Source organism: Bradyrhizobium sp. CSS354 (assembly GCF_029051725.1).
GTDB lineage: Bacteria > Pseudomonadota > Alphaproteobacteria > Rhizobiales > Xanthobacteraceae > Bradyrhizobium.
In genome coordinates, this window is sequence record NZ_JAACFU010000002.1 from 582,925 (window position 1) to 604,280 (window position 21,356).

Annotated in this window: 17 protein-coding genes; 10 read left to right on the plus strand and 7 right to left on the minus strand. The window is 56.5% G+C overall.

What is annotated here, in order from left to right; translation table 11 throughout:
* Positions 1-25: 25 nt before the first annotated feature.
* Positions 26-1,027, plus strand: coding sequence for a transporter (locus tag GWG67_RS06690; protein ID WP_275168412.1), 1,002 nt, complete (start codon positions 26-28; stop codon positions 1,025-1,027).
* A gap of 225 nt (positions 1,028-1,252) precedes the next feature.
* Here GWG67_RS06690 and GWG67_RS06695 read toward each other — a convergent pair whose 3' ends face one another.
* Positions 1,253-2,218: an HAD family phosphatase gene (locus tag GWG67_RS06695; protein ID WP_275168322.1), complete on the minus strand. Its 966-nt coding sequence runs from the start codon at positions 2,216-2,218 to the stop codon at positions 1,253-1,255.
* Positions 2,219-2,619: 401 nt separating this feature from the next.
* Between GWG67_RS06695 and GWG67_RS06700 the strand changes: the two genes are divergently transcribed.
* The 5 genes from GWG67_RS06700 to GWG67_RS06720 all read left to right on the plus strand — a co-directional run bounded on the left by GWG67_RS06700 (position 2,620) and on the right by GWG67_RS06720 (position 6,178).
* Complete coding sequence (locus tag GWG67_RS06700) at positions 2,620-2,847, plus strand: hypothetical protein (RefSeq protein WP_275168323.1); 228 nt, start codon at positions 2,620-2,622, stop codon at positions 2,845-2,847.
* Between the two features lie 659 nt (positions 2,848-3,506).
* Positions 3,507-4,109, plus strand: coding sequence for a hypothetical protein (locus GWG67_RS06705; protein ID WP_342761024.1), 603 nt, complete (start codon positions 3,507-3,509; stop codon positions 4,107-4,109).
* A gap of 241 nt (positions 4,110-4,350) precedes the next feature.
* The gene (locus GWG67_RS06710; RefSeq protein WP_275168324.1) at positions 4,351-5,073 is read left to right on the plus strand and encodes an outer membrane protein; all 723 of its coding nucleotides are present in this window, start codon (positions 4,351-4,353) and stop codon (positions 5,071-5,073) included.
* A 60-nt stretch (positions 5,074-5,133) separates the two neighbouring features.
* Positions 5,134-5,619 (plus strand): DUF992 domain-containing protein, encoded by a 486-nt coding sequence (locus GWG67_RS06715; RefSeq protein WP_275168325.1) that lies wholly within the window; start codon positions 5,134-5,136, stop codon positions 5,617-5,619.
* A gap of 94 nt (positions 5,620-5,713) precedes the next feature.
* Complete coding sequence (locus GWG67_RS06720; protein ID WP_275168326.1) at positions 5,714-6,178, plus strand: cysteine rich repeat-containing protein; 465 nt, start codon at positions 5,714-5,716, stop codon at positions 6,176-6,178.
* A 791-nt stretch (positions 6,179-6,969) separates the two neighbouring features.
* On the opposite strand, the gene GWG67_RS06725 is transcribed toward GWG67_RS06720, so the two are convergent.
* Positions 6,970-8,484: an arylsulfatase gene (locus GWG67_RS06725; protein ID WP_275168327.1), complete on the minus strand. Its 1,515-nt coding sequence runs from the start codon at positions 8,482-8,484 to the stop codon at positions 6,970-6,972.
* A gap of 1,699 nt (positions 8,485-10,183) precedes the next feature.
* Here GWG67_RS06725 and GWG67_RS06730 point away from each other — a divergent pair.
* The 3 genes from GWG67_RS06730 (at position 10,184) to GWG67_RS06740 (ending at position 13,827) form a co-directional block, all read left to right on the plus strand.
* Entirely contained in the window at positions 10,184-11,974 is a 1,791-nt protein-coding gene (locus tag GWG67_RS06730; protein WP_275168328.1) for an ABC transporter ATP-binding protein, read from the plus strand.
* Between the two features lie 32 nt (positions 11,975-12,006).
* Complete coding sequence (locus GWG67_RS06735) at positions 12,007-13,008, plus strand: phosphatidylserine/phosphatidylglycerophosphate/cardiolipin synthase family protein (protein WP_275168329.1); 1,002 nt, start codon at positions 12,007-12,009, stop codon at positions 13,006-13,008.
* Between the two features lie 471 nt (positions 13,009-13,479).
* A complete protein-coding gene (locus tag GWG67_RS06740; protein ID WP_275168330.1) occupies positions 13,480-13,827 on the plus strand; it encodes a hypothetical protein in 348 nt (115 codons plus the stop codon).
* Between the two features lie 69 nt (positions 13,828-13,896).
* Here GWG67_RS06740 and GWG67_RS06745 read toward each other — a convergent pair whose 3' ends face one another.
* The 3 genes from GWG67_RS06745 to GWG67_RS06755 form a co-directional block, all read right to left on the minus strand.
* On the minus strand, positions 13,897-14,607 hold the full coding sequence (locus GWG67_RS06745; protein WP_275168331.1) for a Bax inhibitor-1/YccA family protein: 711 nt from the start codon (positions 14,605-14,607) through the stop codon (positions 13,897-13,899).
* Positions 14,608-15,139: 532 nt separating this feature from the next.
* Positions 15,140-15,685 carry a helix-turn-helix domain-containing protein gene (locus GWG67_RS06750; RefSeq protein ID WP_275168332.1) on the minus strand — a complete coding sequence of 182 codons (546 nt, stop codon included), beginning with the start codon at positions 15,683-15,685 and terminating at the stop codon, positions 15,140-15,142.
* A 510-nt stretch (positions 15,686-16,195) separates the two neighbouring features.
* Positions 16,196-16,438: a hypothetical protein gene (locus tag GWG67_RS06755; RefSeq protein ID WP_275168333.1), complete on the minus strand. Its 243-nt coding sequence runs from the start codon at positions 16,436-16,438 to the stop codon at positions 16,196-16,198.
* 331 nt (positions 16,439-16,769) lie between these two features.
* Here GWG67_RS06755 and GWG67_RS06760 point away from each other — a divergent pair, with 331 nt between their 5' ends.
* Positions 16,770-17,789 (plus strand): helix-turn-helix domain-containing protein, encoded by a 1,020-nt coding sequence (locus GWG67_RS06760; protein WP_275168334.1) that lies wholly within the window; start codon positions 16,770-16,772, stop codon positions 17,787-17,789.
* Between the two features lie 82 nt (positions 17,790-17,871).
* Here GWG67_RS06760 and urtA read toward each other — a convergent pair whose 3' ends face one another.
* Together urtA and GWG67_RS06770 are read right to left on the minus strand one after the other, a co-directional pair.
* Positions 17,872-19,113, minus strand: a complete 1,242-nt coding sequence (gene urtA, locus GWG67_RS06765; protein WP_275168413.1) for an urea ABC transporter substrate-binding protein — start codon at positions 19,111-19,113, stop codon at positions 17,872-17,874.
* Between the two features lie 35 nt (positions 19,114-19,148).
* Positions 19,149-21,047, minus strand: coding sequence for an adenylate/guanylate cyclase domain-containing protein (locus tag GWG67_RS06770; RefSeq protein WP_275168335.1), 1,899 nt, complete (start codon positions 21,045-21,047; stop codon positions 19,149-19,151).
* Between the last annotated feature and the right edge of the window lie 309 nt (positions 21,048-21,356).

The following is a 21,356-nucleotide window of genomic DNA, read 5'->3' on the forward strand; positions in this document are numbered from 1 at the left end:
GCTCGGTACCGGTGCGATCTGTGCGATGCTGATCCTCACGAGCCAACAGTCCCGCGCCGACGAAAGCGGCATTTCGTTCTGGCTGCCTGGCCAGGTCAGCAGTCTGCCGGCAGTCCCGCAGGGCGCGCCGGGCTGGTCAATGGGAACCGTCTACTACCACACGAGTGTTGCAGCCTCCGGCTCCGTCGCTGCGGCAAGAGAGATTCAGGTCGGCAGATTGGCACCGACTGTCAATGTCAGCCTCAACGCGAGCCTGAATGCGCAAGCCGATCTCTTGTTGCTCAACCCAACCTACACTTTCGGCACGCCGGTCCTTGGTGGTCAGTTGGCGATGGGAGTAACCGGCATATTCGGCCGGTCAGCCGCGACCATTGACGGAACATTGACAGCTAACGTGGGAGGATTTGCGGCAACCCGGATGGGGAGTATCGGAGATTCAATCACGTCTGTCGGCGACCTCTATCCGATGATCACGCTCAAATGGAATTCGGGTGTCAACAATTACATGACGTATATAACGGGCGACATTCCCGTCGGCGCTTACGATCCAAGTCGCATCGCGAACCTTGGTATCGGCCACGGCGCGATCGATGCCGGCGGCGGCTACACCTATCTGAACCCGGCTTCCGGCGTGACGATTTCCGGAGTTGCAGGGTTTACCTACAATTTCAAGAACCCCGACACTCAGGTTCAAAGCGGGATCGATTTTCATTTCGACTGGAGCACAGCCCAATTTCTTACGAAACAGGCTTTTGTGGGCTTCGTTGGCTACGCCTATCAGCAAGTCTCAGATGATACTGGCGGTCATCCACTGCTTGGTGGCTTCAGATCCCGCGTTCTCGGCGTGGGGCCCCAATTGGGATACATCTTTCCCGTCGGCGACATGCAGGGGTACTTAAACATTAAGGCGTATGGGGAATTCAATGCGGCCAACCGGCCATCTGGTTGGAATACCTGGCTGACGTTTGCAATTTCCCCAACTGCGGCAATTGATGCGAAAGCGACCCGGCATCTCGTGACGAAGTAGGGCCGCAAAGCCGCCGAGGCCTTCGCCTCCCAACGCGCCTTCTACTTTCCTTCTAATCGCTCGATCGGACGGGCTTGGCCGCCATGCCGGAAGCGCTACCGGGCCGGCGAATTACACCCAACGGCCGGGGCCATCGCCAATTTGACGTTCGTGGCTGCAATCGCGCCTGATGCCGAATGAAGTGCAGATAGAATGCAGTGCAGATAGAATGAACCAGCAGTGTTTTCAGCGCGTATCGAAGGGAAAGATCACTTTCCAGTCTTTTTTCATATCGATCACCGTCCACCTATTCGTAGCAGCGGCGTCCAAAGCAATGTCGAGATGCCCGAAATGCGACTGCCGATCGTAGGCGTACTCGCGCACTGCGTCGGTGTGATGAACGATAGCCCCAAAGCGCAAGCCGTCGCTGATGGTAGTCCATTGAAGCATTTCGAGATCTCCGTCTGAGTTTCCGAATGCAGCAATTGGGCGGCGGCCTACGGCTTCGTTGATGCCGACGGGCTTGCCCGCCTTATCGTCGATGAAGTTCAACTCCGGCAAACGAAACAGCGTAGGAATTCCGTCGCGCATCTCGAATTTGGTCTTGATGGATGAGCCTACGACCTGGTCGGGAGGAACCCCGTAAACCTTATCTGTCCATGGACGCATGAACTCAACTCCACCGCCCGAGACGATAAAGGTCTTGAAGCCGTTCGCCCGCAGGTAAGAGAGCAACTCAAGCATTGGCTGGTAGACCAGATCAGTATATGGCCGCCGGAAGCGCGGATCGCGCGCGGAGCCGAGCCAATCCATTACTATTTTCGAGAACTCGTCAGTGGTCATCCCGGCATGGGTCTGCATGATCAGATCGAGGAGGCTCCGCTCGCTGAACCCCGCCAGTGCTTTCATGTCGCCCTCAAGAACCGACTGGAAAGGCTCGGTATATCGCCATTCCGGATGCAATGGCGCCAAAGCCTTTACCCGCTCGAGGGCGAATACCAATTGAACATACATTGGTTGCTCAACCCAAAGCGTGCCATCGTTGTCGAAGGTCGCGATACGTGCGGCGGGCGGCACATACTGGGAACTTCCGGACGTCGTAACTCGACGCACGAAATCGACGATGGCTTGTTTAGTCGAAGTATCGTTCCATGACGGCAATGGGTCATCTTGGGCAGACGCGCGCGGCAGCCAGCTGAGAGTCAGCGCCACGCACAGTATCGCGCCGGCAATGGCGCGCCAACATTTGCGCCTCATAGCTCACCTCCAAAAGCCAATTGATGACAGCAGCCGTCTAGTCAAAGCTTGATGGACTTGGATGCTCACCGTCTATGCAGTTTCGGCGAATCTTCGGAATACACGGGTTTACGAGCAATGAAGGAGGAAGCTCGACATTGCTCAACCTTTCCGAAATATGTCTCCCCTACGCGCGCGTTCACATGGAACTGCCGCAAAATCGAATGAATTAAATTTCTCCGGAATTGCATAGCGCGCCTGAGTGTTGAACTTCAGACTGCGGCAAGCCACTGCGATAAACCACCTCCAGGCACGATCGCTTTGGAGGCGAGGACAGCAACCACTCCATGGCCGACTGCAGGATTGTAGGATTGCTCATGATCACCGCCCGCTCGCTGGCTATCATTCTCATCCTTGAACATGCGCTGCCGTCAGTGGCCATCGCCAAAGACGGGCACGAACGCACCGTGACAATTCGCGATACTCGGTCCGCTCTGCGCGTGAGATCTAGCATGGTCGCTCGACAGGATCTGTTTGATCGGCGCAACCCAAATAACTTCCGCGTAGACTGGCCCAGCCCTCCTGCTCAACCCGGCCAATTCTGAGGGAGCAGAACTTTTTGATGAACTTCCTCATCCGTGAGGGTGATCAAGTCGGTCCTGTCGCACGCGATCTTGGGCCGCGTAGGTCGATGCCACGAAGCGAACCGAGTTGCAGACAGGCCATTTTATTGTGATCTCGACGCCGACAACCGGACTGCCTTAACACTTCAGAGAGGCCAACAATGCGCAAGATGCTCCTTGTCGTGACAACAATGCTTTTGGCGGAAAACTCGCATGCGAAGCGCAAACGGACCTCACCGCATATGCGGATGCTACAACGGCCTCGCCAAGAAGCATTACAATATAGCGAGATCAAAAGAGCTCGAGCATGAGGTGATCGTCTACTGCAAAGCAAGTCCTCAAATAGCATCATTGAGGCCATTGCCGTCATGCCCAAGCAAGAGCGGCTCTCGGCCGGATTCAAATGACATTGCTCTTGACCGCAATTTTTAAGCTTCACGATGTGGAGCACGTGGTCTTGCGAGAGCCTTCATCCCCAGATTCCGCGTCAGAATTGGCCGGCAGAGAGAATTACCTTTCCGGTCGCCGGAATTGCATAGCCAAACGCACAACGCTCTTCCATGGTCGCCCCGAGTAACGGGACGCCTTCCGACAATTCTGGAAGCGAGACGTCCGAGAACGTTGACGAATAAGGGGGCGATATGACGAGCAAGACCAAGACCGCCGCGCTCGCAGGATTTTTGGGCGTTTCCATCGCGTTCACAGGCATCGCCAGCGCATTTGGGCAGGCAGGTCCATCATCGTCCCCAATCAAAACGATCGGCACCCCCAGCGCGCCTGCCAAACCCGAAATCGTCCCGTCCCTGTTCGTAATGAACTCCCGCGGTGCATCACTGCAGGGAGATAACTTGGTTCTGACTGGCGTCACGCCGAGCTCGATTATCTTCGCCGATCGCCCGATACGAGCTGCCGGTCACCAGGCCACCGCCGACGTGATTGCAGAATGGGGCGCAGGAGAGGACAGCTTCGCCAAGAACCCGCCCAATGCGACAGTGTCCGTTTTAGCGAAGGACGGCTCAGTGAAGGATGCAGTCGTGGTGCTGAAGAGCCCGAAGCTCGAGGGTGACAAGCTGACGTTCACCGTGCAGACGCTGGAAGGTGATCTCGCCGGCGCCGACGGAGCGGCAGCGATCTTCATCGATATTATCGGGCGACCGCTGACGCCGCTATCGTTTGCCGGAGTTGCTCGCCGTTCAGCATTCCGCGGCGCAATGTACGCGGGCGCTGTAGGGGCTGCCGCATAATATGGGGCGGCAGCTTATGCCGCCCCATATTATCGTTCCTATCCGCCCCCTCCGGCCTGCGGCTACTACCCTTACCCGCCTTGCTATTGAAGACGCACCTCCGAGAACAGACCCTCTTGCCTTCGGAGCTCGGCGCCCCTTGCCGCGGGCGCTCAATCCTGACAGCCGCTCGGCTTCCCCGAATGCTCCTCCAGAATTCCGTCGGTAAAACTTGGCGGCTTCAACTCATAAGGACCGGCTCATGTGGCGTTTGTCACGTATCGCTCTCCTCGCCACCACGACCGGCGCCGTTAGCGCATCGGCATCTGCTGCCGACCTCCCAAGTCGACTGGAGCCGCTCGCACCGGTCGCCTATGCGCCTGCGTTTTCATGGACAGGCTTCTACGTTGGTGGAGAGCTGGGGTGGATACAAACGAACCCCCAATACACGACCGGCGCACATTTGTTTGGGGCTCCATTCCTGCTCACATCCGGCTCGCGTAAGGATGGCCTGACATATGGAATTCTCACTGGCTATAACTACCAAGCGGGTCAGTTTGTGTTGGGCGTGGAAGGCGATTTTCAGGGATGGACGGTCGGCGTAATACGCTACACCGCCATCACCGGCGATTTCCTCACGGCGCATAGCAAATGGGGCGGCTCGATACGCGGCCGGCTCGGCTACGCTGCCGACCGCGCCCTGCTCTATGTGACGGGTGGAGCGGCGTTCGCATCCATCGAGACCTCGATTCCTTTTACCGGCATTTCGGTCGGCGGCGACGGCACGCGGGTGGGCTGGACGGCCGGCGCCGGAGTGGACTACGCCATCACAAACAACTGGTTCACAGGCCTCGAGTATCGCTACTCACAGTATCAATCCAGATCCTTGGTGTATCCGATACCGGTTCTCAATCTTGGCATCATTGGGCTTAAGCAAGAGCTGAGCAACAACCAGGTCACGGTTCGCCTTGGCTATAAGTTCTGAATCGCCTTCGACCCTTGGCTGAGCCCACATCGAGTAATTGCAGCAACGCGGGATTTCGTCATGCTCAAATGTCTGTTCACGCTGTTGCTCGTGGGGCTCGCCGCAGTGGTCGTATCACCTTCGGTTGCCCAGCAGCCGGCTCCCGGAGTTAGCGTGGGTACCCTCACGTGCAAAATGGCGCCTTCCATCGGCTTGATCTTTGGATCACGCCAGCGGATGGCATGCCGCTTCGCACCCAATGGCCCTTATCCGCAAGAAGCATATCTCGGCGTAATGGGCACTATCGGTATCGATATCGGGATCACGGCAGGCGGGGCGATGGCTTGGGGCGTCTTTGCCCCCACGGCAGGTCCACGACGCGGAGCGCTATCCGGCACTTATGTGGGCGCGAGTGGCGCCGTTGGCGTAGGCGTCGGGGTCGGCGCCAATCTGCTGTTCGGCGGAACGGGGCGTTCGATCGCCTTGCAGCCGCTCTCCCTCGAGGGCTCGGTCGGGATCAATTTGTCGCTTGGAGTTTCAAGCCTCACGCTTTCCTTAGCGCAATGAATTACAGACAAGGAGCATCCCTCAGTGTTCATCACGAGCCCGCAGCCATTTCAACGATGGCGCGGTTCGGAGCCAGTCATCAGAGGACGTATCGATGAGAATGACAGTCAGATTAATCATCATCCGTGGGGCTCTCCTGTGCCTGGCCATTTCGTCGGCTGGCAACGCGTCCGCGCAGACCGACGTGGGAAAGGCCCTTTTGGAAAAGCTGACCGCCAGGGTGGCAAAGCTTGAGAGCGCCTGCGCAAGCGAAATCAAGAAATACTGCAAATCGGTGACGCCTGGTGAAGGGCGCATGATTTATTGCATGCAAGCCCATGAAGACAAGATCAGCCCCAAATGCGCATTTGAACTCGGGGAAGCCGCGACAAGTGTGCAAACAACGGCAGACGTTCTGAAAGACGCTGTGATTGCGTGCAAAGCCGAGATAACCGGAACGTGTGGAAAAATAGTGCCCGGCCAAGGTCGAATTGCCGCTTGTCTGCTGTCTAATAAATCGACAGCCTCTGCGGGTTGCGTGGAAGCCATTCAGAGGGTCGAGACCATGTCGTCTCAATAGCACTTCGTCGATCAAAGCCTTATTGACCTGCCAGGTCGCTATCCCCATCAGCCTGACGGTCTCCCGAAGATCGCTGGCCCAAACAGCGCAGAAGGACTTCCGTGTCCGACAACGAACCGGAAGAAACGACCCGAGCTTTTTTTTGCTCTCGCACCGGACCGTTCGGGCTGTTCAGAATTCCAATGGCGCGAGACGAAACCGACTGTTTGACGATTAGACAAGTCAGTATTGGTTTGCTCGGAAGGGAAAACCGTGCCTACCCGGCACACGATCAATACACCTTTCCAAGAACCAGATTCTTAAGGCGCGCCAAGGCCCCGTAACACTCCGCCAATTCCAAAAGCTTCCGTCTTTGCGGTCCATCCTGCATGCTTGCGGCGTCTTGAATCAGGATTTGCGAGAGTTCGTCGCACTCCTCCACAGTCAGATGTTGATCTTCGATCGAGGGTCTGACGTTTATCGATGTGTTCACGCTGGCTACCCTTCTGGCGGTGCTCGCGATCAGGCCATCGAGGGGAAGCTTGCGCTACAACATGGGATAAACTTCGTTCATCTTTCTCGGTGGCGGTTCCCCGTGGAGCTACGTGCATGAGTTCTGAATGCTCGTTGCCGTGACAATGCCAGCTTTGCATATCCTGCGACGACCTATCCGGCCGATTGCCGCACCGCTCGGCGCGCTCACCGGCGCCCGGATGACGATGGACCGGCAGACCTGCGCTGCGCATCGGCTTCCGTCTGGCCGCTGGTGTCGCGCCGGTGTTCCGCTATCCGCTTGATGATGCCGCTCCGGATCAGCCGCCACTGCCAAATTGTGTGATGTTCGGCGCCGGCGGATTGGGATATCGCCTTGTCGTTGCCTTGTAGTCTTCGACAGTTTTGAGCGCCGGCCCCGACACCCAGCCAAACATCGCAGCCACAATGAGGTCCTCGTGAGGATCCATCTCAATGTTGAAAATCTTCGGGTAACCGGCCATTGGAGCACCGGCGGAGAACATTCCCGGCTGCCGCTGCGGGCCGATACCGGTGGGGTGAACGTCGGTAAAGTAAATGCGCCACTGCTTCCAGCGCGTGGCGACGAGCTCTCCTCCGATAAAGCTCAACATGCTTTCGCGACGACCCGTGGCCGCAGCGCCGATCAGGAGATCGAACTGATCGATGCCGTCAATCGCTCGGTCCGCTGGCATCGTGCCTCCCACGATATGTGAGAACGTCGGCAGGAAGTCCATGATGGAGAACATGGCGTATGTAGTCGTTCCCGGCCTGACCCTGCCAGGCCAGCGGATGATCGCCGCTGTCCGTATCGCTCCTTCGGTCACTTCGCCCAATTCACCGCGGAACGGCCCGGAACTGCCCATGTCGGGCGTCCCCTGATTGCCGTGTTCGCGCGCGGTTTGTCCTTGCGGGCCATTGTCGGAAGCAAAGACGACAATCGTGTTGTCCTCGAGTCCAAGTTCCTTGAGCGTGTCGAGAATCTCGCCGACGTGATAATCGCCTTCCATCAGCTTGTCGCCATAGTTACCAATCCGCGATTTGCCCTTGAATTGCTGAGAAGGCAGGTTCGGAAAGTGCCCCATGGAAAAGGGAAGGTAGAGGAAGAAGGGCATCGCGGCGGCTTTTTGACGCCGCATGAAATCGACTGATTTGTCCACCAGCTCATTGTCGATGTTGGCGCGCACCTCTTCGGTGAATGGCTTGACGGTCTGCAAGGACCCCTTAGCCTTCCCCTCGACGATATGGGGCCCTGCTCTCAGCAACGCATCATAAGGCTCGTCGATCGAATGCGTGAGAGCGATCGTTGCGGGGTATGTTGCTGCATCCCAGCTAATGTCAGGCGGAATACCGTAGAACTCGTCGAATCCGTGCGCCGTCGGCAGGCTTTGGGGGGCGCTTCCGAGATGCCATTTCCCAAAGATCGCGGTGGCATAACCCACGTTCTTGAACAATTCCCCCATCGTGAAGGCGTTTGCAGGAAGTGTATAGGGGCTGCCTTCAATGGCGATCAGCGAAAGCCCACTGCGAATCGAGTACTGGCCCGTCATAAGTGCCGCACGGGAGGGCGTGCAGGCCGGTTCGACCAAAAACTGCGTGAGACGGAGTCCCTCTTGGGCAAGCGCATCGAGGCGCGGCGTCGGAGCTCCGCGCAGCTGGCCTCCGCCGTACGATCCGAGGTCGCCGTAGCCGACATTGTCAGCCAGGATAAAGACGACGTTGGGCTTGTTGCGCTGCTGCGCAAACGCGGTCGTCGACCCCATTACGGCTAGTAGCGCCACACAGGACGTAAAGCGCAATCCAGCAGAGATCTTCATGGGAGCACCTTTCTGAGCCCGGACAATTGATCCTGTTTCCGCGTGAGAACTGAGCAGTGCACTAGGACCAGCGGTGCCGAAAGGCACCCGGGGCGATCAGTGCCATATCGTCTGTTGCGGTATACTCAAAACGCCGTGCTATCGCGCGAACCGGCTTCACCCAGCAGTACATCGGCTTGAAAGCGATTCGCCACGGCCGATGCCCTCGAATGCGTCCGCCGAACATGCTGCCCGCAAGCAGCGTTGATGCGAAAGTTGTTCGGCTGCTTGCGTACATCTGAAACCTCTCGCACTACGACGACACGACCTTACGAACGTTCGTTTGCGCGTCTATGCGATTTCGGCACGCGCCGGTCCATGCTCCGAACAAGTAAGCCCGGAGCTACGAGCGTCTGCTTGCCACAAAGTCTAATCAAGCAAGCACGCTCTTATCCGCCGGGAGGCGGATGAGCCGCTTAGAAATTCTTCCGGCCCCCGTTCATGCTTCAGATCCTATCGCGCCGGCATATCGCCCATCCTGGAAACGCATCCTGTGCAGGGCACACCCGCCGCCCTCAACCTCCGCATACTTCCCAGGAGCGCACTGGGTGATTGAACTTCTAGGCTTGGGCTGGTCCAAGTACCACACTCGCCCGCACTAAGCTGGGTCATGCGGATTCCGCTGGTTCTTTGCATCACGTTTATCTCCATACGATTTGGGCGGAGACACGACAGGACATCGACGCCGATTTGCGACCACAGCAAGCAATTCGATGACGTGAGTTCGGTGCGCGCACGCTTCCGGCGGGTTTCCGTGTAGCGACTATGTCCTACCGTTGCTCTAATTCGCGGCGAATGTACCTGTCTCTCACTAACAAGCGAGTAAAACTGCCCCGTGATGGCTTTTCAGCAGCGGCCGATGTCGAGACTGCCGCCGATCTCAACGCGCTGTCGACGGTGCGCTATACTCGTCAACCCGAACTCAAAGAAGTCTACTTGTCCCATTGGTTCATTTGCAGGCACGTTTGCAAGCTGACGTAACTGGGAGTGCCCCCGATCGACTCCTGGGGAATGCATTCCGCTTTGCTCGAGGCCGGGAACGTCGACCATCGCTGGGCTAATTGCTTTCGCGCTCCCTGTTCATCCCTGATGCACGCCCGGAGCGATTGGGTATCGGACAGTCCGGATGTCGCAGCCAAATCGAGCTTGCAGCTTCTTGCCATGTCAAACGCCGGCACACCGTCCGCTACCGCCACAACCAGTTGTGTGCTCAGAGCGATCATAGCCACTGAAAAAGGCATTTCGTATTCTCCTAGAAGTAGCGCTTTTTTGCCGAAGAGCTGCCCTCAACGAAGGCGCCAGCGGCAGTCTCGATCGCTAACAAAAGCTCATGTCAGTGCGCTTTTCTCTTGGTAGCAAGCGCCCCCTGCGAAGCGGGTCAGAACACTTCCGGACCGCTACGCCAGTTAGCCACGCTCTGCGTACGACGTCTATGCAACTTCGGCAGACGCAATGACACAGGCTGGATTGACGGCTGGGCTTCTCGGGCGGAAGGCGCCTCCTGAGGTTTTGCCAACTCAGGTAGGCACTATGCCGATTTTCGGCGAACGGCCGATTCTGCATAGCCCCTAGCTGCAGCACCGGCGAACATCCTCCCGGCGGACATTCACTCAAGCACTCGGCCCGCATGATTACGACTCTTGCTGATGGGGACAGCAAAATGACGCGTCTCGTGCTCGGATTGCTCCGACCTTATCGCGGCTGGCTCGCTATTGTTTTCGCAGCGATGCTGCTCGAGATTGCGGCCAGTCTGGCGGCGCCTTGGCCCCTAAAGCTCGTGCTCGACGACGCACTCGGAAAGCATAGATTGCCCGACTGGCTGGCATGGGCACATGACTATGGCTTCGGACGCCACACGCTCGGTGTGGCCATGTTCGCGGGCGCCGCGACGCTGGTCATCGCAATCATAAGCGCGCTCGCCACATACATCGACAATTACTACACCACCAGCATCGGACAATGGGTTGCGAACGATCTGCGGATCCGGATTTACGAACACCTGCATCGATTGTCGCTCCGCTTCTACGATACCGCCAAGACGGGCACGCTAATGTCAACCATTACAAGTGACGTCGCGACAATCCAGAGTTTCGCGTCTTCGTCAACGCTAAGCATCGTCGTTGATGTCATTACCATCATTTTCATGGTGGGATTGATGTTTTGGCTAGACTGGGACTTCACCCTGATCGCCCTTGCAGTGACGCCCTTCCTCCTGACGGCCGTGATGCATTTCAAGAAAGCTGTAAAGGAGGTCACGCGTATCGTCCGAATCAAGCAGAGCGAGCTTGTCGCAGTAGTTCAAGAGGGCCTCGGATCCGTGCGCGCTGTGAAGGCATTTGGACGACAGGACCTTGAGACCGCTCATCTTGAGGCTGCGAGTCACGCTACCGTCGAGGCCGCTCTGAAGGCTCGGCAGGTAAAATCGCTGCTGTCGCCTATGGTCAGCATCGTAGTTGCGTTCTGCACTGCAATCGTACTGTGGAGAGGTACGGGCTTGATTGTCGCGGGGGTGATGACAACCGGCGCGCTTACTGTTTACCTCGCCTATCTCGCAAAGTTCTTCAAGCCTGTGAAAGATCTCGCCAGCATGACGAGCGCGATTGCACAGACAACTGTCGCGCTCGAGCGCATCCAGAAAATCCTCCTGGCCGACGCTGTCATTCGCGAACATCCCGAGGCAGTGGATCCAGGCCGCGTTAAGGGCGCCATTTCTTTCGAGAATATCGCGTTCGGCTATAGCGACGAAGTTCAGGTACTTCGGGACGTTTCGTTCAACATCGAACCCGGCCAAGTCATCGGCATTGTCGGCCCTACCGGGTCTGGAAAATCTACCATTCTGAGCTTGCTCCCGCGCTTTTATGATCCCAGCGGTGGCCGCATTCTCGTCGATGGAAACGACGTGGCTACTTTCAAGTTGGCGGCGCTGCGGTCTCAGGTCGGATTCGTCCTGCAGGAGACGGTCCTGTTCCGCGGGACCATTCGCGAAAATATCGCCTACGGGCGTCCCGGAGCAACCGACGAAGAAATCATCGCGGCGGCGACAATTGCCAACGCCGACGAGTTCATCAGCCGTATGCCCCACGGTTACGATACCGTCGTCGGAGAACGAGGAGACACTCTTTCTGGCGGTCAGCGGCAACGGATCGGTATTGCCCGGGCTGTAATTCGGAACAGTCCGATCATGATCCTGGATGAACCGACCGCCGCGCTCGATACCGAATCCGAACGCCTCGTGATCGAGGGGCTACGACAATTGATGAAGGGCCGCACCGTCATCATGATTGCTCATCGCCTCAGCACGATAAGCCAGGCAGACAAAATCGTCGTTCTAAAGGATGGCGTGGTTGCCGAGGAGGGTTCTCACAGCGAACTTCTCGCGCGCAACGGCGTCTATGCCGAGCTGCACCGAATTCAATACGAACCGGCATCGGCATCAGCAAACGCGGCCTAGTTATCGAGCCGGCTAAAGTACGGAGCAACACCATGCCCCACAGACTTATCGTTCTTCCGGACGATACCATCTCGGCAATTCTGGATCCGATCAGCGCCGCCAGGCGCTCCTTAAATATCAGGATGTTTCTGTTCACCGAACCGACCCTATTGAAAGCGGTGATCGCAGCCAAGGAACGCGGTGTCAATGTCCGTGTCATGTTGAATCCCGCAAGGCGCAACGGGAAGAGTGAAAACGCGAAGGCTAGAAAGGCACTTTTGGCAGCGGGCGTCGAAGTGCGGGACAGCAGCGCGGCGTTCGCGTTAACGCATCAAAAATCAATGGTCATCGACGACAAGATCGGTTTTGTAGAGTCCCTGAATTGGGAGCCTCGTGATCTCACGGAAACCAGAGACTATGCGGTCACGACGACCAAGAAGAGCGAAGTTCGGGAAATGGTACGGTGTTTCGACGCTGATTGGACCCGCAAACCATTCAAGCCAGATCCGAAGTCGCACCTAATTTGGTGTCCGAACAACGGGCGCGAGCGTATCGCGAATGTGATCGATAAAGCGAAAAAGACGCTCTGGCTGCAAAATGAACGTTATCAGGACACGGTGATTGTAGAAAGGCTGGTACGTGCTGTGAACCGCGGCGTTCGCGTCAAGATCATGGCTCGAGCTCCACATAAGCTAGGCGGCAAGAAGCTCGCCGAAGGGATCGGCGGCTTGCGCATCATGCACGACGTTGGAGCGAAGGTGCATCTGTTGCAGGGGCTTAAGCTTCACGGCAAGATTCTGATTGCGGATGGGAAAGAAGCAATTGTCGGATCAATCAATCTGAGCCCGGGAAGTTTCGACTCGCGACGCGAGCTGGCGATCGCGACCAAATCCAAGCCTGTGATCAAACGGTTGGTCCAGGTCTCGCGGCGCGACTGGAAACATTCGCATAGGCTCGATTTGTCCGATCTCGGAATTTTGGCCGATCTGAAAAAGCACGGCCAGGATGGGGCGGCGTTGGTTCTGGGGCACGGTGATGGCAGCAGCAAGAAATAGCTGGCCGCGCTTTTCCAAAGCAGTGCTCGGCGTGCGCTGACTCGGTCTAGCATGCCAAGCGGAACGTCAGGCTCGATACTGCCTTTAGACCATTAGACGTGCCGCCAGATATCAGGCAGCCCACACTTCGTCGGTGGCGCAGCGTCACCCGGTCGGCCTGCGCGCTTGCTCCGGGCGCAGTTATCACGATCAGCGACGCCGCAACTTGTGGCTCGGCCTTCGCGAGTCACTTTCAACGTTTCGGTGTAGCGTCACGGAGGTGCAAAAGCCGGAAATGGCCGGATTTGCATACTGCTTTCTACGCATCGGTCCACACTCGACGTGGCAAATCGGCCATCACTGCGGTGTATTGGACCATCTGTACTAAAAGCGGCCCCCTGCTCGTCGAGATCGGGCCATTCGGCAAGCCCGCGATCAGCAATGGCTTACATCTTCCAGTCACGACGATCTTCGAATTTTAGGGATGCTAAAATGCAAGCAATTCAATTTGCGGTTAGCCTGGCCATGCTGATGACGATGATCGGGCCAAGCTATGCCGCAGGCCAGCAATTTTTATGCAAAGGTCAAATCGTTCAACAGATGCTGGATCCGGCCATTCAACCAAAACCAGTCGACCTGAACGTCACGCTGGATGGCAGGGACGGGATGTCGCTGATCATGGCAAATAATAAACTCCCTCTCCGTGTTACCAGTAATAACAAGATCCAGCTCAAGTTTGTGACAAAGGAATTCGTTGGAGAAGACTTCCATTATACGGGCGACCTGTTTCTCATCTACAACTCAGGGCCTCTCGCTCGGCTTAGTTGCACACCCTCCTGATTCCCAATGAATTCTTCCCGTGAGACGTTTGAGGGATCTGGGCGCCGCGCACGCCAATTAGTCCAGATGCTAACGCCGGCCGCCCATGAGGCGCAGCATCATCATGAACAGATTGATGAAGTTTAGATAAAGCGACAGTGCGCCGATCACCGCCTTGCGGCCTGTCGACGTTCTGTCATCGCCACCTTCGTACATCTCCTTGATCCGTTGGGTATCGTACGCTGTGAGACCTGCGAACACGCCGACACCGATGACGGAGATCATCCAATCCAGCCCGCTAGATCTCAGAAACAAATTCACCAGGCTGGCAACAATGATGCCGATCAAGCCCATGAAAAGAAAGGTGCCGGCACCCGACAAGTTGCGCCGGGTCGTGTAACCCCACATGCTAAGCGCACCAAAGGCGGCGGCCGAGACAAAGAACACCCGTGTGATCGAAGACTCCGTGTAGATGTGAAAGATGGTCGACAGGGAGATTCCGACAAGCGCCGCATAGAGGAAAAACAATCCTCTCGCGGTTTCCACCGACATCGTGTTGATTCGTGCACTGATGAAGAACACCAGCGCCAGGGGAGCCAGCATCAGCACCCACATCAGCGGACTTTGAAGTAATTCCGGACCGCTGAACTGATAGGTCAGCAGCGCCATGACGCCCGTTAAAGCAACCCCGGCAGCCATATAGTTGTAGACCCGTAACATGAAAGCGCGGAGGCCGACGTCAATCGCTGTAGCGTTCGGAGAAAGGGGGGCAGCGGGTGCATTTCCGTCGTAATTCGACATAGGTCGCGTCCTTGTTGATCCTCGCGCGAGAAATTCGGCGGCTGCTTATGACGGAGTCTTCGTAAATCTCGCGCTAGACCGGAGCACTTCGTCCTGAATGCGTGCAATCATGCCGCGGCCTGTTGACTGATCAAATTAGCGCGGGGGGCTGCGCGTTACTATGCGAGTTCGGCAAACCAAACGATTGCGCGCGCAAAGGCGACCGCCGTTAGAAGCCAATTTTGCATTCGGAATAGTTGCTGAACGGGGCACAGGCGGTTCAAAATCCGCGTAAAGATGACGCGACTGAATAGGCCTCGCGCGCCCTTTGTCTGATCGTTAGCTGTTGGAGCGAACCTTCAGGGGCGCACCACCTTGTAATTGGTAAGGCTTCTAGATTGGTGGCAACTCGGCTGGGCATGGGCAAACGGCAGCCTGAGTATTCCCGGCAATAACCTGTACAGTGGGCACACCGTATTGGGAAACTGATCGACAGCGCACCGCCTGCGGCCCGACGGCTCTTCCAAATCCATCGGTAGAGCCTTTGACGAACTTACGACACTAGCTTCAAGGGACGGCTTACCTTTTCCTGCCAAGAGTCTGGTGTTTTGCGAAGGGTTGCAATTGGTGATTCGTCAAACATCTGCCGATAAGCTACAGCGAACCGCCCCAATTCACAAAACCCGTGCGCGGTCGCCACTTGGGTAACGGTCTTTGCATCAGGAGCGGCTTGCCGCAAGGCATGGCGGACGAGATGCATTCTCCGCAACGTCAGATATCGAATGGGTCCCATCCCGAGATGCTCCTCGCATGCGGCGCGAAGCGTTCGCTCTGCCACCCCAATGGCTGCGCAAACTTCGCTCAAATGCAACGGAGTATTTGGATTCGCTTCCAAATACTCTTCGAAACGTCCGAGGATGATTCCGTGGCGCAGCAAACCTGTTCCAATGTTGGAGGCCTCACAATCAGCTAAACAGTTTATCAGCGCGTGCAGCAGATGCTGCTCAATCGCGTGAGCCACTTCCGGCTGTGTGAAGAGGTCGGGCGCGCTCTTCGCCAACCCTCCGGCAATCGCATGAAGGTTCAGGAATCGGCTCATTAATCCAGAATTCGGCCGTATGAACCGCGCGCCCTTGTGCGGATTGAATTCGGATCCGACCAATGCCCTCCAGGTCGTAGCCAGCGCCTCTGGTCTTAGGGAGACCCCCCAAACCTATAATCCCCGGAGGTTTTGACATGTTGCACGTCATAATCGTGGACACACATTTCCCCCAGCGATAATAGTCGTCCCCGGCTGTGCACCTCGGGCTGTTCGTTTGTCAGAAAAGTATAAACCTGACGGCCTGGGCTAATCGTACCCCTGTGCACGCGTGGCAAGCACTCCGCAAAGCGCTGCATCCACAGTTCATTCAATGTAACTTGAGTCAACTCAGCCCGAAAATCCCCTTTGGTCGTCGGGAAAATCTGTATCTCCGCGGAACGTACGCTCGTCGCGTATTGAGCCGGATCGTTGAATACAAGGACTTTGCTCCAGGGCATTTTGACCCCCACAAACGCCACACGCGAAGGCTGTAGAGCAGACGATATTCGTGAATGACCGGCAGAAAGTCTATGCAAATTCGGCAGAATCGGGAATTTGGAGCAAACCGCCGCAGTCGCATAGTCCATGTGACTCAACCGTGACATAAAGCATCAAATCGGAACGGAAATGTCCAGGAAAAGCGCCATCGGAATCAACGAAATTGACCGCGAGGCTATGATGCATCAGCAAGACCAATGCTTTAGCGCTGAGCAGTGCGACGAATTGGCGCAAGCCCTCTGTCAGGAAGCTGCAGGCATGCCATGCGGACATCGGAATGAGCGCCTGGAAGCTTACGGGACCCTTGGCCAGATGAAGCGAATGTTCCTCCGCGGCTCAAACTAGCTTACTCAGCATGTAAGGCGGCATAGCACCCGATGGATCGCATCGCTTCTTAAAGCCGGCGCCACCGCCTTTTCCCGCCGTTTTTGCATAGTCAACGTCCTTCCCAGCTTTAACTTGTCCGCACGTTTTGCGTGTAGGCAAAGATAGCTTGCTGAACTCACGCAAAAGCGAAGTCCTCTCTCGGCCGCTAATAAGATTTTTAATGCGGCATCAAATACTTCGCAGGGAGCACAAATTAGATCTCCGGACGTATTTAGCAATGGAAAGTGTTGAGCAGCCTATGGCCTGGAGTCGTGTTTTCAATTTTGACGATCCATTCCCTTTCCAGCAGTCTATCCGAGGGTCGGACAACAAGCTGCTGCTAACAAAAAAGGGGGACTTCCGCGCCGAACTGACCCAGGTGACATTCAATCGGCTAATGATGCAGCGCTTCGACGTTACGCTGCCGCAAGTCTACACGAGCCAGATCACCTCTGGTCGAAGGGTTATCGCCTTTCTTACCGGCGAGCAGCCGACGTTTCTCCATCGCGGCAGAGATCTTTCGCTCAACGAAATCGTTGTCTGCAATTACGACGTAGTGCATCACAGAACCGAAGGGGACTGCCGCTTTGGAGCGATGTCACTGGCCCCTGGCGATTTCGAGGCCGCGTGCAGGGCTATCGCGGGTGATGAGTTTTCTGGAGTGGAGTTGGAATATTTGGTCCGGCCAAGTTCGGTCCTTATGCGGCAATTGCAACAACAGCACGAATTAATTGGCAAGATGGCCATCGCGACACCAAACCTTCTCGAACTCCCAGAGGTGGCCCGGGCCTTAGAGCACAACATAACGTACACTATGATCAAGTGCCTCACTGAGGGCTTAACGTCGAAAGTAGAAGGCGCCAACCATCGTCACGGGCGGATAGTTGCGCGGTTCGAGGAATTCCTCGAAGCAAATCCCGTGCAGCCGTTGTATTTAGCTGATATCTGCACCGCGATCGGCGTGGCCGAGCGAACACTTCGAGTGGCCTGCGAAGAACATCTGGGGATGGGACCCATCCGCTATTTGACTCTGCGAAGATTGCATCTGGTCCGTCGCGCGCTGCTCAGGGCTGATCCTTCATGCTCGACAGTCACAAAGATTGCCACCGATCATGGCTTCTGGGAACTGGGGCGATTTGCGGCGGCTTACCGAACGATGTTCGGAGAACCGCCCTCGATCACGTTGCGTCGGTTCGCGGCGGACAACTATGGCTTTGATCATCTGACCTCCCCAGCGACCGTGTCCTTTAGCGACTGACGTCAGCTTGGGCGTCGCGCTGCTCCGCGGCGGAATCGGATAAGCTCATTCGAATCCGACGATAAGTGCGAACGAGACCTTCTCACCAGTCCTTGAATGTGGGTTCGGCGCACCCCCCGCAAACCCAGGGAAAACTCCAGTCGGCTGTCAGTCTCGCGCTTGCGGGAATGTATCGGCTCCAAACCGACGGTTTGATTGGTGAGATCGATCGCCAAACTACGTCGAACGTTCCTGCAGAATTTATCTTACCAACCATGGCAGGCTTGGACAGATGGTGATTGGTGTTCATCACAACCTCGAAGCCGCTGGGCGCTTTCACTCGCTGACCGTACATCGCTTGACGGACGGCGTTCACTTCAACAGTGCCGGCTTGGCTGACCGCCTGGGCCCACATTCGAAAACCGACGAAAGTGGCTTCCATCGGATCATTTGTCATGCTGTCACGCTGCCCGTTGAAGTCGGTCCACATTTTGACAAACGCGTCGTTTTCTGGCGACTTGATAGACTGAAAATAGTTCCATGCCGCCATTTGACCAGCCAGCCTGTCAGCGCCGATTTGATGCAATTCGCGGTCTCCGATCGAGAGCGCCATAACAGGGAGGGTCGTAGCGCTGACCTGTTGAGCGATCAGCTCACGGTAAAAAGAGGTGTTGGCGTCTCCATTAATGGTCGAGATGACAGCCGTCCGTTTCCCTTTCGAACCGAACGCCTTGATCCTTCCGACAATCTCGCGCCACTCTGATTGCCCAAAGGGCGTGTAGATCGTCGTGATATCCTCGGGAGCTACGCCTTCGCTGTACAGATAGGCGCTCAGGATCTTGTTGGTGGTGTGCGGATAGACATAGTCGGTGCCGAGCAATACCCATCTGCGAACTTGGCCGCCCTCCTTGCTCATTAAATACCGAACCGCCGGAATTGCCTGCTGGCTCGGCGCGGCGCCACTGTAGAAGATGTTACGCGAACTCTCCTCGCCCTCATACTGAACGGGATAGAAGAGCAGGCCATTCAACTGTTCGAAAACGGGTGTTGCCGCTTTTCGGGACACGGAGGTCCAGCAGCCGAATACGACGGCGACCTTGTCCACCGTGAGCATCTCGCGAGCTTTTTCGGCGAAAGCTTCCCAATTCGAAGCAGGGTCTACGACTACTGGCTCCAATTTTTTCCCCAGCAAGCCCCCCTTTTTGTTCTGGTCCGCAATCATCATCAGAACCGTATCCTTGAGAACGGACTCGCTGATCGCCATGGTTCCGGACAACGAATGCAGAATGCCCACCTTGATGGTCTCTTCGGAAGCATGACCCAGCGGACCAGAAAGAGCGAGCATCGCCCACAGCAGGCCGCGCCAGATCGAAGCGAATTTCATGCGGACGCTCCATCGAGCCCGTAGATGCGCGTTTCAGTGGACATCCCCTTCGCCATGACCGCATCGAGGGCCCTAAATCTAAATTGATCGCGAACGCGCGAGTAGACGGCTTCGCTCACTAGGATTGTCGTACCGACCTGCTTGTTGAGTCCTTCGAGCCGAGCAGCAAGGTTCACTGTGTTGCCGAGAGCTGTGTAGTTCATTCGCTCAGTTGATCCGACATTTCCAACGACGGCCTCTCCAACATGAATACCGAACCGCGTGATGAATGGCTTCCACCCTTCCGCCGCGAACTCAGCGTTGAGTCGCTCCCCGGCAGCTCTGGCTGCCAGTGCCGCACGGCAGGCACGAGCGACATGATCAGGTTGCGCAGCGGGCGCGTTCCAGAATACCATCACCGCGTCACCGATAAACTTGTCGATTGTACCACCTTCGGCGAGGAAGGCTTGGCTTAGGGCCGAGAAGTAGCGCGAGGTCTGTTGCATCAACAAGTCGGGGTCGACCGATTCCGCGATCGTCGTGAAGCCCTGAACGTCCGTAAAGATCAACGTGATCTCCTGTTTGATCCCTCCGAGCCTAGTGGAGATGGAGTTGTCCAGCACGCCGCGCACTATCTCTTTTGGAACGAAATGCGCAAACGACCATATCGCACGCTGCGCCAAATTCACGGTACTGCCTAGATCGTGTATCTCTGCAATGTAGGATGTTACTGGCACTGGATCAGGCTGAGCCAGATTCTGAAGTTTTCCGGCCTGCGCAGCAATAGCGTTTAAGGAACGCGCCATGCGATTGCCGAAAATCCAGACCATCGGGATGAATGCCGCGCCAACGACGATCGCCAAGATCAAGCCCGTGAACTGTACCTTCCTGACATTCTGGACAAAATCATCCTGCGCCGCCACCAGCAATATGCTGGCGCTGTAGCCATCGCTCAAGGTGAAACTCGTCAATCTAAAAAGATAACCGTGCCCCCGGTTATCTTCGACCGAACCTTCGTCCACGCCGAGATTGCGTGACATCCGCAGCACAGAGGCAACGAGTTCATCTTTGATTTCGCCGATGTTGGGTAGCTGCGATCGCGCGGGATCGATCATCGCATTATCGAGTAATTCCACAAAGTCAGGATGGGCGATCAGGGAGCCAGCTTGGTCGAAGATCGTTGCGGTGCCATGTGGTCCTGGGCGCTGGGCCTGGACGAAAGCGCTGAAGCTATCGAGCTTAAGATCGGCCGCGAGTACCCCGGTGACCTTGCCCTGCAAGGGCGCAGCCACAGTCATCACTGGTGCGCCAAGATTGAAGGAAAGATACGGCTCGGTGACAAAGGTCCGGCCGATCTTCATGGTCTGGGTGTACCAAGGCCGCGTCCGAGCATCGTAGCCGTATTTCCAGAAATCGATTTCGTCGACTTCGCTGCCCTGCCGATCTTGGAACACCCGGCGCATCGGCAGCTCGCCTGCCGCCGTGGGCCGTACGAGATTAATCACGATGTCAGCGTTGGCCGGTGCTCGCAGCTTTGCGCGCTGGTCCTCAGTGAGATCGCTGGTGCGCCGCACTTGTAACCAGGCGCCATTCGCAAAGCCGACGTAGATGCTGTCCATCTGCGGCATTTCGTGCAGTGCGGCCTTGAACAGGGGGATCGCCCTGCCCGTTTCGGATCGGTCATCCGAATCCGCTACGCTCGAACTAGTAGCAAGCACGTTCACAATTGAAGAGATGGAGCTCAACTCACTATGCAAGCGGCCCAAAGCCTTGGCGCTTGCTGCGTCCATATAGGCTGAAGCCGCTTCGTGCGTTGCCAAGCGCAGAGATCGAACCTGAATCGCAATCAATAAACCTGCAAGCGCGACCACAAAAGACGCCACAGCAAGCGTTATCGACGTTCGGAACGTGAACATACAGGCGCACCGCTACTTTGAAACTAGATTAGGGGAGCCTGCCTCTCGCCACTATGCTAGTTCGGCAACAACGTTTGCTTCATCTGAAAACTTTCGGTTTCGCGCGTCCGGGCATCTCGTCCGACCTAAGACGACGCCCGTGATGGCCGACGAGACGAGTGCACGAGCAGGATAAGAGTGCGCTTGATGTGATTGTGGCCGGTGCTGTCGCTCCCTCAGCATGCGGAGAGAGCTAGTTCCTCACAAAGCGAAGCCCTTTTTGCAGCGCAGTAGCCGAAGTAGCATAGCCAGGCCCGCACCTGTTGGTAC